The 15211-nt window shown below is 70.2% G+C and carries 15 protein-coding genes; 5 read left to right on the forward strand and 10 right to left on the reverse strand.

Annotated features, from left to right (window positions below; all coding sequences use genetic code 11):
* Positions 1 to 75: 75 nt before the first annotated feature.
* Together ACXYX3_RS23485 and ACXYX3_RS23490 are read left to right on the forward strand one after the other, a co-directional pair.
* Positions 76 to 2415, forward strand: coding sequence for a DEAD/DEAH box helicase (locus tag ACXYX3_RS23485; RefSeq protein ID WP_458612198.1), 2340 nt, complete (start codon positions 76 to 78; stop codon positions 2413 to 2415).
* Positions 2416 to 2607: 192 nt separating this feature from the next.
* Positions 2608 to 3642 (forward strand): PAS domain-containing protein, encoded by a 1035-nt coding sequence (locus ACXYX3_RS23490; protein WP_458609208.1) that lies wholly within the window; start codon positions 2608 to 2610, stop codon positions 3640 to 3642.
* Positions 3643 to 3659: 17 nt separating this feature from the next.
* Here ACXYX3_RS23490 and ACXYX3_RS23495 read toward each other — a convergent pair whose 3' ends face one another.
* Genes ACXYX3_RS23495 through ssd form a run of 8 tightly spaced genes read right to left on the reverse strand, consistent with a single transcriptional unit; the run spans position 3660 to position 9426 of the window.
* Positions 3660 to 4898, reverse strand: a complete 1239-nt coding sequence (locus tag ACXYX3_RS23495) for a serine/threonine-protein kinase (protein ID WP_458609209.1) — start codon at positions 4896 to 4898, stop codon at positions 3660 to 3662.
* A gap of 19 nt (positions 4899 to 4917) precedes the next feature.
* On the reverse strand, positions 4918 to 5307 hold the full coding sequence (locus ACXYX3_RS23500) for an Rv3654c family TadE-like protein (protein WP_458609210.1): 390 nt from the start codon (positions 5305 to 5307) through the stop codon (positions 4918 to 4920).
* Complete coding sequence (locus tag ACXYX3_RS23505) at positions 5276 to 5578, reverse strand: TadE family type IV pilus minor pilin (RefSeq protein WP_458609211.1); 303 nt, start codon at positions 5576 to 5578, stop codon at positions 5276 to 5278. Before ACXYX3_RS23505 ends, ACXYX3_RS23500 begins: the two co-directional genes overlap by 32 nt.
* A gap of 17 nt (positions 5579 to 5595) precedes the next feature.
* On the reverse strand, positions 5596 to 5799 hold the full coding sequence (locus tag ACXYX3_RS23510) for a DUF4244 domain-containing protein (RefSeq protein WP_241204609.1): 204 nt from the start codon (positions 5797 to 5799) through the stop codon (positions 5596 to 5598).
* 21 nt (positions 5800 to 5820) lie between these two features.
* A complete protein-coding gene (locus ACXYX3_RS23515) occupies positions 5821 to 6393 on the reverse strand; it encodes a type II secretion system F family protein (RefSeq protein WP_458609212.1) in 573 nt (190 codons plus the stop codon).
* Entirely contained in the window at positions 6390 to 7169 is a 780-nt protein-coding gene (locus ACXYX3_RS23520; protein WP_458609213.1) for a type II secretion system F family protein, read from the reverse strand. Before ACXYX3_RS23520 ends, ACXYX3_RS23515 begins: the two co-directional genes overlap by 4 nt.
* Positions 7166 to 8341 (reverse strand): TadA family conjugal transfer-associated ATPase, encoded by a 1176-nt coding sequence (locus tag ACXYX3_RS23525; protein ID WP_458609214.1) that lies wholly within the window; start codon positions 8339 to 8341, stop codon positions 7166 to 7168. The genes ACXYX3_RS23520 and ACXYX3_RS23525 overlap by 4 nt, the downstream gene beginning before the upstream one ends.
* Entirely contained in the window at positions 8338 to 9426 is a 1089-nt protein-coding gene (gene ssd / locus ACXYX3_RS23530) for a septum site-determining protein Ssd (protein WP_458609216.1), read from the reverse strand. Before ssd ends, ACXYX3_RS23525 begins: the two co-directional genes overlap by 4 nt.
* Before the next feature lie 494 nt (positions 9427 to 9920).
* Between ssd and ACXYX3_RS23535 the strand changes: the two genes are divergently transcribed.
* Positions 9921 to 10709 (forward strand): HAD-IB family hydrolase, encoded by a 789-nt coding sequence (locus tag ACXYX3_RS23535; protein ID WP_241204847.1) that lies wholly within the window; start codon positions 9921 to 9923, stop codon positions 10707 to 10709.
* Between the two features lie 425 nt (positions 10710 to 11134).
* Here ACXYX3_RS23535 and ACXYX3_RS23540 read toward each other — a convergent pair whose 3' ends face one another.
* Positions 11135 to 11905, reverse strand: a complete 771-nt coding sequence (locus tag ACXYX3_RS23540; protein WP_458609218.1) for a Fic family protein — start codon at positions 11903 to 11905, stop codon at positions 11135 to 11137.
* A gap of 137 nt (positions 11906 to 12042) precedes the next feature.
* Here ACXYX3_RS23540 and acs point away from each other — a divergent pair, with 137 nt between their 5' ends.
* Together acs and ACXYX3_RS23550 are read left to right on the forward strand one after the other, a co-directional pair.
* Positions 12043 to 14004 (forward strand): acetate--CoA ligase, encoded by a 1962-nt coding sequence (acs, locus tag ACXYX3_RS23545; RefSeq protein WP_458609220.1) that lies wholly within the window; start codon positions 12043 to 12045, stop codon positions 14002 to 14004.
* Positions 14005 to 14110: 106 nt separating this feature from the next.
* Positions 14111 to 14371, forward strand: a complete 261-nt coding sequence (locus tag ACXYX3_RS23550) for a LapA family protein (protein ID WP_241204616.1) — start codon at positions 14111 to 14113, stop codon at positions 14369 to 14371.
* 17 nt (positions 14372 to 14388) lie between these two features.
* Here ACXYX3_RS23550 and ACXYX3_RS23555 read toward each other — a convergent pair whose 3' ends face one another.
* Positions 14389 to 15066 (reverse strand): S1 family peptidase, encoded by a 678-nt coding sequence (locus ACXYX3_RS23555; protein ID WP_458612199.1) that lies wholly within the window; start codon positions 15064 to 15066, stop codon positions 14389 to 14391.
* Positions 15067 to 15211: the final 145 nt, after the last annotated feature.

A 15211-nucleotide genomic window follows, 5' to 3' on the forward strand; every position in this document is an offset into this window, starting at 1 on the left:
CAAGCTCTTGCACAGCATCATGTAGTCCACAATTCACATACGACACGATGTAGGGGATGGGTGAGAGGCTCCGAGGTGCCCGATCCGGCGCAGGGATTCGGCCGCGCGCTGCTCGCCTGCGCGGTCGACGGCACCGCGCCGGACGAGCATCCGTTGCGTCATGTCGCCGACCTCCCGCCTCGCCCCGCACACAGCCGGCACTGGCCGTCCTGGGCGCCCTCAGATGTGGTGCGGGCGTTCGTCGATCACGGCATCAGCAGCCTGTGGTCACATCAGCTCACCGCCGCCGAGCATGCCCATGCCGGCCGCCACGTCGTCCTCAGCACTGGCACCGCGTCGGGCAAATCGCTGGCGTATCAGCTGCCCATTCTGACGGAGCTGAAGGACAACCCGCGCTCACGGACGCTGTACCTCTCGCCCACCAAGGCCCTCGGACACGATCAGTTGCGCGCCGTCGCGTCGTTGACCGCTGCGGCCGGACTCGATCACGTCGCCCCGACGTCCTACGACGGCGACACCTCGGCCGATGTCCGGCGATTCGCCCGCGAGCGCTCCCGCTGGATCTTCTCCAACCCCGACATGATCCACCTGTCGATGTTGCGCAACCATGCCCGCTGGGCGGTCTTCCTGCGCCACCTGAAGTTCGTGGTCGTCGACGAATGCCATTACTACCGAGGCATTTTCGGCTCCAACGTGGCGATGGTGCTGCGTCGGCTGCTACGCCTGTGCGCGCGCTACTCCCCCGACGGGCAGATGCCGACGGTGATCTTCGCCAGTGCCACGACCGCCGAGCCCGCGATCACCGCGGCCGAGCTGATCGGGCAGACCGTCATCGAGGTCACCGAGGACGGCTCACCGCAGGGCGCGCGCACGGTGGCGCTGTGGGAGCCGGCCCTGCTCACCGATCTCGTCGGAGAGAACGGTGCGCCGGTGCGCCGCTCGGCCGGTGCGGAGGCGTCACGCGTGATGGCCGACCTGATCACCGAGGGCGCACGGACTCTGACGTTCGTGCGCTCCCGACGCGGAGCAGAGCTGACGGCCCTCGGGGCCAGAACCCGGTTGGCCGAGACGACACCGGAATTGGCCGAGCAGGTCGCGTCGTACCGGGCGGGGTACCTGGCCGAGGATCGCCGCGAGCTGGAGCGCGCGCTCGCCGACGGACGGCTGCGTGGCATGGCGACGACGAACGCGCTCGAACTCGGCGTCGACATCGCCGGGCTCGACGCCGTTGTCCTGGCGGGCTTTCCGGGCACGGTCGCGTCGTTCTGGCAGCAAGCCGGGCGGGCGGGCCGGCGCGGTCAGGGAGCGCTGGTGGTACTCATCGCACGCGACGACCCCCTGGACACGTATCTGGTGCATCATCCGGCTGCGCTGCTGGACAAGCCGATCGAGCGGGTCGTGATCGATCCGGCCAACCCCTATGTGCTGGGCCCCCAACTGCTGTGCGCGGCCACCGAATTGCCGCTGACCGACGCCGAGGTGCGGATGTGGGACGCCGAGGCGGTGGCGGGCACTCTGGTCGACGACGGTCTGTTGCGTCGCCGGCCCAGTGGCTATTTCCCCGCCCCCGGGCTCGATCCCCATCCGGCCGTGGACATCCGGGGATCGATCGGCGGTCAGGTCGCGATCCTCGAGGCGGGTACCGGCCGGATGCTGGGCAGCACCGGTGCCGGACAGGCCGCCGCTTCGGTGCACCCTGGCGCGGTCTACCTCCACCAGGGCGAGAGCTACGTGGTGGATTCGCTGGACTTTGAGGACGGTATCGCTTTCGTGCACGCCGAGGACCCCGGATACACCACCTTCGCCCGGGAAGTCACCGACATCACGGTCACCGGCCCGGGTGACCGCGCGAGGTACGGTCCCGTGACGATCGGCCTGGTGCCCGTGTGCGTGAGCAACACCGTCACCGGATATCTGAGGCGGCGCCTCGACGGCGAGGTCATCGACTTCTGCGAACTCGACATGCCCACGCGCACGCTCGAGACCATGGCGGTGATGTGCACCATCACCCCGGAAGCACTGTCCGACAGCGGAATCGACCCCTTGCGCACCCCCGGGTCGCTGCACGCAGCCGAACACGCTGCCATCGGGCTGCTCCCGCTGATCGCCAGCTGCGACCGGGGGGACATCGGCGGCGTGTCCACCGCCGTCGGCCCGGTGGACGGGCTACCGACGATCTTCGTCTACGACGGCTATCCCGGCGGCGCCGGCTTCGCGGCTCGGGGATTCGGTGCGATCACGCGGTGGTGGGCGGCCACGGCCTCGGCGATCGAGTCGTGCGAGTGCCCGGCGGGGTGTCCGTCGTGCGTGCAGTCGCCGAAATGCGGCAACGGCAACGATCCACTCGACAAGGACGGTGCGGTCCGGGTGTTGCGTCTGGTGCTCGCCGCAGTGTCGCGCGTCGATGCCCGCTGACGGGCGGAGCGACCGACCCCTCGACGATCGCCGCGGACCCGACGACGGAATCCGTACCCGCCCCAGTAGCTGGGAACCTACCGGGGGAGGTGCACCGAGGCAAGACAAATTTGCTCTTCACTGGGCATATCGACATTCCCGAGGGGGGTCTGGATGCGGATCTCGCAGCAGACGGCTCGGTAGGATCACGTCATGAGCCACGACTGGATGCTCGTGGAGACGCTGGGGAGCGAACCGACCGTGGTCGCTCAGGGGGCCCACACCAAGAACTTGATCCCGATCTCGTCTCTGCTTCGGCGCAACCCTCACCTGATGGCGATCCAGACCGCGATCAGTGAGACGGTGCGCGGCCGGACCGGGTTGAGCAGCATCACCCCGAAGAACGACTGCGTGATCCGCACCGAGGTGGTCGCGATGTCGGACGGCCGCATCCACGGGGTGCAGATGTGGATCGGTGCGGCCCATGAGGACCCGCCACCACGCCCGGAGGTGGGTTGCCTGCTGTGGGACCTCACCAACGGCACCGCCACCGACACGGTCGAATCCCTCAAGATCGGCGGATGGGATCCGGCGACGCAACCGACGCAGGGCCGCGCGTTCGCCGACGACCTCCCTCGTCGCGATCTCAATCCGCGCGAGGCGGAGGTGATCAGCATGCTGATCAAGCCGCGGCCCGGTGTGACGATCTGTACGACGTGGGACGTCACCGATCACCGCGGGGAGCAGATCACCATCGGCTTCGTGGCGCGCTCGCTCGAGGAGGTCGACGACGACGTCGATGACGACGGGGCGCCGCGGTTGGTGTGCCGAGCGATGACCTGGCGCAGCGTGCACGAGGGCAAGCCTGACAGCGAGGCCTCCCTGGCCGAGCGGATCCTGGCCAGCCTGGCCAGGCCGGGCATCCACCGGGCGCTGGTCGATCCCGCTCACTGGATGCTCGTCAAATGGCTCGACGATCCGGCACCGTTCTTCGACTGGCGGGCCGGGATGTCGAGTGAGCAGGCCATTCACCCGCACGATCGCCCCGCGGTCGCCGAGATGGCCGCGGGTTTCGGGGAGGGGTCGGTGTCGGGCGTGCTGCGGGTGATCGCCCGCGACGGCGGCTGGACGCCGGTGCACGTGACGGTTCACCGCATCGAGTTGCACGACGGGGTGATCGCTGGACTCGCCGAATTGCGTCTTCCGACCGACGACGAACTCTCCGAGGCCCGGCTCGAGGAGCGCTGAGTCGCTCAGGTGCCGGGCTAGGGCTTGTCCTTCTTGCCGTTTCCGTGGCCGTTGCCGTTGCCGTGGCCGGGCCCCGGTCCGCCTCCCCGCGGTTTGGGGGCCGGGGCCGGTGCCACGGCCGGCGGTGGTGCCGACGTCACCGGGGTCGCACTGCTCGGCTCGGTGGGAGGCGGGGTGGGCGGCGGGGTCACGCTGGTGCTGGTGGTGACCGACGCCGGCGAGGGTGACGAGCTGAAGGGATCGAGTGCGAGCGCCAGCGCCGAGACGACGAACGCGGCGGCGATGGCGGCCCCCGCGAGGATGACGCGGCGCGGATTCCGCCGCCCTCGGGTCGCGCGCACCGGCGGGGGCGGCGGGTACCCCGCGGTCGGTGGTAGCGGGGTCGCCATCACCCGCGTGGCGGGTCGCGGCGCGGCGGCGACGGGTCGTGGAGCGGCCAGAGCAGCGGGGTCACCGGCCAGTGCGGCGCGCATGTGGTCCGCGCCGCCGAAGCGGTGAGCGGGATCGCGGGCCATCCCGCGGGTGATCACGGCCGCCAGCGCGGGATCGATGTCGGTGCGCATCTGGCTCAGCGGAGGCGGCGGTGTGTCGATGATCGCGCGGGCCAGGGCGACCGGGTTGTCGTGCGGGAAGGCGCGGTGCCCGACCAGCGCCTCGTACCCGATGACGGCGACGGCGTAGAGGTCGTCGGCGACCGACGCGGGAGCTCCGGTGACCCGCTCCGGGCTCATGTAGCACAGGGTCCCGATGATCTGGCCCGTCTTGGTTTCGGCGCCGCCGCCGGTCTTGGCGATGCCGAAGTCGGCGACCTTCATCCGATCTCCGGACGACGAGACCAGGACGTTGCCCGGTTTGACGTCGCGGTGCAGCACGCCGGCGGCGTGAGCAACGCTCAGGCCGGCGAGGACGTCGTCGAGGATGGCGCGAACCTGGTGGGGAGCCATCGGACCCGCGCCCATCATGTCGTGCAGCGTGCGGCCGGGGAGCCGCTCCATCACGATGAACGGCGCTCCGTCATGCTCGCCGAAATCGTGGACGGCGACCACGTTGGGATGCTCGAGGGCTGCCGCCGCCTTCGCCTCGACCTCGAATCGACGGCGCAGCTCGGGATCGTCGGCCATGTGCGGATGCAGCACCTTGACGGCCACCGGCCGGCACAGCCGGGTGTCCCAGCCGTCGCGGACCTCGGCCATCCCGCCGCGACCGAGCAGGCCGCGCAGTTCGTAGCGGCCGGCGAGCAGTTCGCGGCCGGTCATGACGGGTGCGTATCCAGGCTTACGGCCACGTAAACCCTGCCGCTTCGAGCGGGCCCGCGCGGGCGGCCGCTGTTGCCGCGCCGACCAGAGCCGCGCCGATCGCCGGCACCACCTCGGCGGTCACCAGCACGTCCAGCCCGTCGACCTCGCACCCGGTCACCGTAGAGGCCATCGCCCGTGCCACGGAAGCCGCCGTCGTGCACGCCGCCTCTCTGCCGCCGGGCAGTGCGGCCGCAGCACTCAACGCGGCGAGATCCGCCGCCGCGGCCGCGCGATGCCGGGCGATCACGACCGAGCCGAGCACGGCACCGCCCGCCGCGACGGCCGCCACGGCGGTGATCAGGAACGCCGCGAGGACGGTGGCAGCGCCCGTGTCGTCAGACGCCCGGCTCCAGCGCCGAGACGGCACGGGCGGTGATCGCGACGCCCGGCAGCAGCGCCGCCCGCGATGTGACGGTCGCGACCGCGAACCCGCCGTCGCGCCGCAGTTCGATGCCGGCGTGCGGCGGCGCGATCTGGCGGGCGGTCGCGGTGGCGGCGTTCTCGTCACCGCGAGCGGCGAGGCGGGCGGCTTCCCTGGCGGCATCGACACACCGCACCTGCATGGTGATCGCGGTGAGCCCGGCCAGGCAGACCGCCAGGATCGCCACGAGCGTGAGGATGGCGAACGCCGCCTCCACGGTCGCGAAACCAGCATCTAGATGTTCGTGTTCAGGGCGCGCGTGATGATGTTGGTCAGCGCACCGACGATCGAATCCCCCGTCACGACCGTGTACAGGATCGCGCCGAAGGCCGCGGCAGCGATGGTGCCGATCGCGTACTCGACGGTGGACATTCCGTCGTCGGCCACCGCGAACAGCAGCAGACGCGCCCGCAGTGCAGCGACTCGTTGATTGAGCATGCAGATCCTCCTCGTTGGTTGTCACAACATTCCTGAGCGCAGGACATCTCCGGCCAGCCCCGCGATGACCGGCACGATGCCCAGGCAGATGAACGCCGGCAGGTAGCAGAGCCCCAGCGGGCCTGCGATCAGGACGGCGGCCCGCTCGGCTCGGGCTCCGGCAGCATCAGCGGCCTCGGCTCGCAGCGTGGTCGCGAGATCCTCGACGCCCTGCGCCAGCGCGGCGCCCGATGCCGCCGATCGGCGCGCCAGCCGCAGATAGGCGCGCACATGCATGTCGGCTTCGTCTGCCGGGTCCGCCCAGGCCCGGCCGGCATCCGCCCCCAGCGCCAGCAGGTCGGCGCCACGCCGCAAGACAGCCGCCAGCCGGGACGGCGCCGCCTCGGCGACCGCTGCCGCCGCACTCGACACCGCCATCCCCGCGCGCAGGCACGCCGCGAACGCATCCAGCGCTGCCGCCACCGCGAGCGGCCCGTCCGCCGGCGCCGGCGGACGGGCCTGCGACGGCGCGTGCCGCTCTGTCGCCCTTAGCGCCGTGGACACCTGCGGGAGCGCGAGCACTGCGAGTGCGAGGAACAGTGCGGCCGACGTCATATCAGCACCGAGGCCGTGATTCGGTCCGACCACAGCAGACCGACCCCGATGAGCGCAGTGCCGATACACATCAGCCACCCACCGATGCCGCCGGACATCAGGAAACCCAGCGGATCGGCACCGATCGCGCACCCGAGCAGCACGCCCAGCACCGGTAACCCGGCCAGCAGCGTGCCCGTGGTGCGCGCGCCCGCCATCCCCGCGTCCACCCGGGACCGGAAGCGTTCGCGTTCAGCCAGGTCGCGCTGCGCGGCCTGCATCAGCGATGCGATCGCGAGTCCGTGCCGCGCAGCGAGCTGCCAGCACACCGCCAACCGTTCCCAGTGCCCCGGCACCAGTGAGCGGTGCGACTCTGCCCGCAGTCCGGCCACGACGTCGGCACCGAGAACCGCACGGGCCGCGACGGCGGCGAACGACGTGCCGACCGGCCCCGCGATCTCCCGGGCAGCGGTGTCGATCGCCGCGACGGGATGCGCCCCGACCCGTAGTTCGGAGACCAGGACCTCGAGCGCACCGTGCAGCGCGTTCGCCTCGTGGATGCCCACGCGCCGCCTGGCACGGCACCGATGGCGCACCGCCACCACCGTCACCATCGTTGCGGCCGCAAGCACCAGGGTCAGCGGGAGAATGCAGGCCGACACCGTGCCGGCGAGAAGGGCGACCAGCAGCGTCGGCGGCCGCCGACGCGGCCGGGCCGCCATCGGCCGGGCAGGCGCCCGCGTCGTCGGTGCCCACGCCAGCAGCGCCAGCGCCAACGCCACTGCCGCCACTGTCACGACCCACACCTACGCTCGATGAGACGCCGCAGCGTGTCCGCACCCTCTCGCTGCCCGCTGTCGGCATCCCAGCCCGGCACCACCGACACCGCGCCGTCGCGCTCGCGTCTGAGCACCCCGATTTCGGCGACCCGGCGCTGGCCCGTCCGGGTCCGTGACATGTGCACGACCACCTGGATCGCCGCGCCGAGCTGACTGTGCAGCGCCGCGCGGCCCAGCCCGCCGAGGGCGGCGAGCGCCTCGAATCGAGCGGGGATCTCTGCCGGGCTGTTCGCGTGCACCGTGCCCGCGCCGCCGTCATGACCGGTGTTCAGCGCGGTGAGCAGGTCCACCACCTCGGCGCCGCGCACCTCGCCGACGACGATGCGGTCGGGCCGCATCCGCAGCGCCTGCCGAACCAGGTCGCGCACGGTGACTTCGCCGACGCCCTCCACATTGGCTGCGCGGGCGACCAGCGAGACCAGGTGCGGATGAGGCGGTGCCAGCTCCGCGGCGTCCTCGACGCAGAGGATCCGTTCGTCGGCGGGCACTGCACCGAGCAGCGCGGCCAGCATCGTCGTCTTGCCACTACCCGTGCCGCCCGACACCACGAAGGCGAGCCGGGCCGCGATGATGCCACGCAACAACGCAGCCGCCTCGGCGGGAATGGTGCCGGTGGCCGCCAGCGCATCCAGGTCCTGGGTGGCGGGGCGCAGCACGCGCAGGGACAGACAGGTGCCGCCCGCGGCGATCGGCGACAACATGGCGTGCAGCCGCACACTCATCGGAGCCCCCGCCGATCTCCCCAGGTCGGTGAGGTGGCCATCGACCCACGGTTGGGCGTCGTCGAGGCGCCGGCCCGCCGCCAGCGCGAGCCGCTGCGCGAGGCGCCGCACCGCGGCGTCGTCAGCGAACCTCACACCACTGCGTCGCAAACCCGTCCCGTCGTCGACCCACACCGCGTCCGGCGCCGTGACGAGCACGTCGGTGGTGCCGGGCGCGGTGAGCAGCGGCTCGAGGATGCCCGCTCCGACGAGTTCGGTCTGCAGTTCACGCAGGCTGGAGAGCACCTCGGTGTCCCCGAGCACGCCTCCCGACTCGGCGCGGATCGCCGCTGCCACGACACTCGGCCGCAGCGCTGCACCGTCGGCGGCGAGACGCTCGCGGACCCGATCGAGCAGAGGCGAGTTCACGCAGCGACGCCTCTCGCTGAGTCGCCCTGGGTCTGCAGCACGGCCAGCACGGTGCGAGCGGCGACGGCCAGCGGCGAACTCCCCCGCATCCGCACACCACCGCGCTCGAGTTGCTGATCCACACCCGGTTGCGGACGCATGGTCGCCAGCAGCGGCAATCCGACGATGCGCGCGACATCGATGGGCCGCAGTCCGCCGGGGGACGGGCCGCGCACGAGCAGCCCGGTGTTGGGGTTGCTGGCGAGCACCCACTGCGCCGTTGCGGCCGCGGCTGCGCAGGACCGTACGTCGGCGGGTGTGACCAACACCACGAGATCTGCTGCGCTCACGGCTGTGTCGGTGGCCGCGCAGGGGCGGCGGGCGACATCGGAGACCACTGTCACGGCCGCCCGGCTGCCGGCGTCGACCACCGCGCCCAGCGCTCGCGGGTCGAGCTCCGCAGCGGGTCGTTCGCCGGCCAGCACTCGGCTGCCCGCCAGGATCGCGACGCCGTGGGACCGGGGCAGCGCAGCGCGCAGAGCCGAGTAGGCCAGGCGCCCGCCGGCCAGCGTCAGGTCCGGCCACCGCAAACCCGGCACGGTTTCACTGCCCAGGACCAGATCGAGACCGCCGCCCCACGGGTCCGCGTCGATGAGCAGAGCCTCGCCGGCCGTCCGGGCCAACGCCACCGAGAACACGGACGCACCACCCCCACCGCGACCTGACATCACCGCGACCACCGAACCTCGGCGCCCGCCGTCCGGTGACCCGTCGGCAGCTTCGGTCAGCACCGCCATGAGGTCGGCCTCCTGGGCGGGCAGCGCGAGGACGTGGTGGGCGCCGACCGCGACGGCAGCCTCCCAGTGGGCCGCGTCGGGGCCAGACGTGCAGATCAACGCCACGCCCGCCCGCCGGGGAAGAGCGCCGTCGACGCACGCGCGAGCCGCCGCGGTGTCGAGCAGAACGGCCGCCGCACCGGACCACGCGCGTCGGTCCGCGGCATCGGCGCTGCGGACGGCGTGCACACCGGACGCGGCGACCACGCGGTCGATCAGCCCGCGCAGGACGCGATCGGAGACGACGATCAGAACGGCGGCAGCGGTCATGTCGCTCAGACTGCGCGGCGTCCGATGCCCGCCGCCAGGGCGCCGCGGCGTCCTGTGGATGACCGCGGACCTGTCCACAGGTCCGCATCCGGAGACTTGCGCGGTCGCCGAAAATGACGTTCCGCAACTATTGGGGTGGACCGTGAACTATCCGCATTGCGAATTGGTCCAGAAAAGGGACGACCCCCGCCAGGGGGGGAGGAGGCGGAGGTCGTCGTGTATCAGCCCCGGGGGGTCGGGCTGATGCACACCCGGCATAAGCCGAGTGATGCCCACTATACACACGCGCGAGCGGACTGGCGCAAGACCGCGCCGCAGAGAAGTCGACGCAGATCTTGAAATCGCTGCAGACGCAGCCACGTGTCGTGAACTGCCAATTTGTACGATCTGCCGCTATTTGTCACGCGAGCGAGTCTTATGCTGACAGCGTGAACCCCTCCGACCCGGCGACGGGTGCCGAAGCGGCCTCCGGGACGCCGTCCGGCGAGCACCCCGTGCGGACCGCGGCGTTCTTCGATCTCGACAAAACCGTCATCGCTAAATCCAGCACTTTGGCTTTCAGCAAACCGTTCTTCAGCCAGGGGCTAATGAACCGGCGAACGGTCCTCAAATCCGCCTATGCGCAATTCTTGTTCACCATGTCCGGCGCCGATCACGATCAGATGGACCGGATGCGCGCCCACATCACGACGATGTGCGCCGGCTGGGACGTCGAGCAGGTCAAGTCGGTGGTCGGTGAAGCGCTGCACGACATCGTCGACCCGCTGGTGTTCGCCGAAGCTGCGGAGTTGATCTCCGACCACAAACTGTGCGGTCGCGACGTGGTCGTCGTCTCCGCCTCGGGCGAGGAGATCGTCGGTCCCATCGCACGGGCCCTGGGCGCAACACACGCGATGGCGACCCGGATGGTCGTCGAAGACGGCCGCTACACCGGTGACATCGCGTTCTACTGCTACGGAGAGGGCAAGGCGGAGGCGATCCGCGCGTTGGCCGCTCGCGAGGGGTACGCGCTCGAGCACTGCTACGCCTACTCCGACTCCATCACCGACCTCCCGATGCTGACGACGGTCGGACATCCGACCGTCGTCAACCCCGATCGTGCGCTGCGCAAGGAGGCCGCCGCCCACGACTGGCCGATCCGGTCGTTCACCAATCCGGTGTCGCTGCGCGACCGGCTGCCTGCGCCGTCCGGAGCGGCGGTGGCGACCACGGCGGCCGTCGGCGTCAGTGCGCTCGCGGCAGGAGCCCTGACCTACACACTGTTGCGTCGGTTCGCCTTCTGATCTGCCTCCTATACATAGCTGAACGGTCCGCGTAACGAATCGGGAAACCGACGCATTTAGGCCTTGATGTGACCGCAGTCACGTAGTACAAAGGAACCACGGAAGCCGGGCGAGGCCAAGGTCGAGCCGGAAGAGAAGGCTCGATCTCCCGACCTCGGCTCCCCAGCACGAGTCCCGGAACCCACGCGGCGCACATGCCGCGGAACAGGCAAAAGTGTTGCGGGCCTGCGTAAGTGCGAAGACCGGACGGCCACGACGATCCTTTGGGTGGGGTCGCAGCCGTAACGGATCGCGCAGCGCCGAGGCCACCCACGCAACCCACAACGCACGCATGGTAACCAGCGACTCGTGCTGGCGGGCGGCGCGCCGAAGTACTTTTCGAATTACTTCGGAACGCCGCCCGCTTTTGCTTTGCTGAGTAGATCTCAGGACGAGGCTGAGGCCGCGATCGACAATGCCTCGCGGGCACCCGCGTGCAGCGCCTCGTTGCTGAGCACCAGCCATGCCGCCAGTCCGGTCGGGGTGCCAGAGGCGAAACCCCTTGCCGCTGCGGTGTAGTCGCCCGATCGGCGCATCCAGTGCATCTCCGGCACCCCGAGACCGTGGGGATCCAGCCCGCTGGCGATCGTGATCAGCCGGGACACCCCGCGCGCCACCACGCCGTCGGCGCTGCCGAAGGGTGCCAGCGTCAGCAGTTCGCCGTGGGCCACCGCAGCGAGGACCGTCGCGGGCACCCGAGTTGCGCCGGTCGCGAGGTCGGCGAGCAGTTCCAGGCGGCGGCCGATGTCGGGGTTCGTGCGTGGACGGCCGAGAGAATCTGCGTCGACGAGGTCGGCTGCGGCCAACGAATGCAACCGCGCGATGGCCTGCAGCGGAGCTCGCCGCCACACCCCGATGAGGGCGCCCTGACCGCCTTCGAGTGCCTCCGCAACGCGTAACGCACCGGCGAGCACCGGATCCCTGTCGCTGTCGCGGTCACTGTCCTCGCTCCCCGTGCCCTCAGCCGAGAACTGCAACGGACCACCGTCGAGCACCGACGACGCGCGGGCCGCCCGCAGTGCTGCCTCGGCGGCCGTGCCGGGCCAGCCGCGCAGATTCGCCCGGTGCCGGTGCGCCCGGCCCAGGGCCTCGCGCGCCTCCTCCCCCGCCTCGGCGACGCCGGGCAGAGTGGTCAGCGGGGCAAGCGGATCGGTCACGCCCGCACACGCTAATCCATCCCCGGCCGACCGATCGGCGCGCCGGTTGCGACGTTCGTCGCCCGTCGGGCGCCGCCCGCAGCGGCGGTTGTGAGTTGCCAACGTCGATGCAACGTTGGGTGACTACCCTCACAGTCATGACCGAGACGCATGCTGACGTTCAGGCTTCGTACCCGCCCGCACCCGAGTTCAGCGCTCAGGCCAATGCGACCGAGGCGCTCTACGAGGAGGCCGAGGCGGACCGGCTGGGGTTCTGGGCCACCCAGGCCCAGCGGCTGGCGTGGGAGACGCCGTTCGGCGAGGTCCTGGACTGGTCGGAGCCCCCGGTCGCGAAGTGGTTCGTCGGCGGCACGCTCAACGTGGCCTACAACTGCGTCGACCGCCACGTCGAGGCCGGCAACGGCGACCGCGTCGCGATCCACTGGGAGGGTGAACCGGTCGGTCATTCCCGCTCCATCACCTACGCCGAGCTCAAAGACGAAGTGTGCCAAGCGGCCAACGCCCTGACCGAGCTAGGCCTCGCCGCGGGTGACCGGGTGGCGATCTACATGCCGATGGTGCCCGAGGCCATCATCGCCATGCTGGCGTGTGCCCGCCTCGGCGCCATGCACTCGGTCGTGTTCGCCGGATTCTCCGCCAGCGCGCTCAAAGCCCGCATCGACGACGCCCAAGCAAAGATCGTCATCACCACCGACGGTCAATACCGGCGCGGGCAGGCCGTGTCGCTCAAGGACGGGGTCGACGAAGCCATCGACGGCCTCGGCGACCAGAGCCCGGTCGAACACGTGCTGGTGGTGCGCCGCACCGGGATCGACGCCCCGTGGACCGACGGACGTGACCTGTGGTGGGACGAGGTGGTGCCGAAGGCTTCCACCGACCACACCCCCGAAACGTTCGACTCCGAGCATCCGCTGTTCCTGCTCTACACCTCCGGCACCACCGGCAAGCCCAAAGGCATCATGCACACCTCGGGCGGCTACCTGACCCAGGCGTCGTACACCCATTTCAACGTCTTCGACATCAAGCCTGAGACCGACGTCTACTGGTGCACCGCCGACATCGGCTGGGTGACCGGCCACACCTACATCGTGTACGGGCCGCTGTCCAACGGCGTCACCCAGGTGGTCTACGAGGGCACGCCGGCGTCGCCGAACGAGCATCGCCACTTCGAGACCATCGAAAAGTACGGCGTCACCATCTACTACACCGCCCCGACGCTGGTGCGCACGTTCATGAAGTGGGGTCGCCAGATCCCCGCCGAGCACGACCTGTCGAGCCTGCGACTGCTGGGCTCGGTCGGTGAGCCGATCAACCCCGAGGCGTGGCGCTGGTACCGGATGGCGTTCGGCGCGGACAAGACGCCGATCGTGGACACCTGGTGGCAGACCGAGACAGGCGCGATCATGATCTCCCCGCTGCCCGGTGTCACGGAGTGCAAGCCGGGCTCGGCGATGCGCGCACTGCCGGGCATCTCGGCCAAGATCGTCGACGACGACGGCAACGAGCTCGCGCCGGGCACCGATCACGGCGAGCAGGCCAGCGGCTACCTGGTGCTCGACAAGCCGTGGCCGTCGATGCTGCGCGGCATCTGGGGGGACCCGGAGCGGTTCAAGGAGACGTATTGGTCGCGCTTCGCCGAGCAGGGCTGGTACTTCGCCGGTGACGGCGCCCGGTACGGCAAGGACGGCGAGATCTGGGTCCTGGGCCGCATCGACGACGTCATGAACATCTCCGGGCACCGCATCTCCACCGCCGAGGTGGAGTCGGCGCTCGTCGGGCACTCCGGGGTGGCCGAGGCCGCGGTCGTCGGCGCGTCCGACGAGCACACCGGCCAGGCGATCTGCGCGTTCGTCATCCTCAAGTCCAGCGCCCACGGCGGGGAGGAGTCCATGGTCGACGAGTTGCGCGCCGAGGTCGCCCGGGAGATCTCCCCCATCGCCAAACCGCGGGAGATCCACGTCGTACCCGAACTCCCCAAGACGCGCAGCGGCAAGATCATGCGCCGGCTCCTGCGCGACGTCGCCGAAGGCCGTGAACTCGGCGACACCTCCACACTGGTCGACCCCAGCGTCTTCGAAGCGATCAGGGCCAGCAAGTAAACCCGTCGCGCGGGTGTGCAGCGTCACGTCCGCGCGACGTTCGGTCGTGCCCATGGTTTCCGTCTCTATCTGTGACACAACGGATCACAGAAAAGAGGGATTGACCATGACCACTCACCGCACCACGGACCACACCCCCGCCCGTCGTTCCGGTTTCGCGGCGAAGTTCTCGCTGACCGTCGCGTTTCTGCTCGTCGTCGCGCTGGCGGTCTTCGTACTGCAGAACACGGTGCACACCACGATCAACTTCGTCGGCTGGAACTTCGACCTCGCCCAGGGTGTCGCGCTGCTCGGCGCGGCGGGTGTCGGCGCGGTGATCGCGCTGATCGTCAGCGCCGCGATCCGGCTGCGCCGCGCGGTGCGCTGAGCACGCCGGACGTGACGTCAGGCCGGGCCGACGGGTACGAACCCGCTGCCCGGCCTGTTCTTGGCCGTGATGTCGGCCAGCTGCGTGTTGATCGACATCGTCACCGCAGGCGTGTGCAGCGGGATGAACTTGACCACGCAGGTGGGCAGGTCTTCGGAGAACGCGCCGTGGATCATGCCGACGAGCTTGTTGCCGACGGTGACGGGCGCGCCGGAGTCGCCGGGCTGTCCGCACACCTGGTTGACGATCGTGCCGGGCTGCTGCCCGGGTCCCCACGTCACACCGCACGAGTAGCCGGTGGTCCGCCCCAGCTTGCAGGCCACCTCGCCGAACGTGGGGTCGGGTCCGATGCCGTCGATGCGGAACCCGTTGACCTCGTTGACCGGACGCACCTTGGCCGGGTCAAATTTGATCACCGCGTAGTCCAGCACGTCGTTGCCGGCCACCATGGTCCCGACGATGCCCGAATCCTGCTCGGCCTCACTGGCGACGACTGCGCCGGGCCCGCCGCAGTGCGCGGAGGTGAAGCCGATGAGGTTGCCGCTGCGGTCGGTGCCGATCGCGGTCAGCGTGCACAGCGTGTCGCCGTTGACGACCAGACCGGAACCTCCGCCGAGGGTGACCGGAGCTGCCGCATGAGCGACACCGGTGACGCCGATCAGACCCGCACCGAGCAGCGTCAGCACCGCGAAGATCGCAGAAAGAAGTCCTGGCTGGTCGTTCGTCTTCACAGCTCACACCCAATCGACATGCCGATGACTACGGCCCGACCCGCCATAGAAGGAATCAAGGCAGTCTAACGTCACCGCGGAATCGTTTCGTTTCACGCCACGTGGCAAC

This window comes from Mycobacterium sp. Panama NTM2, from assembly GCF_054355555.1.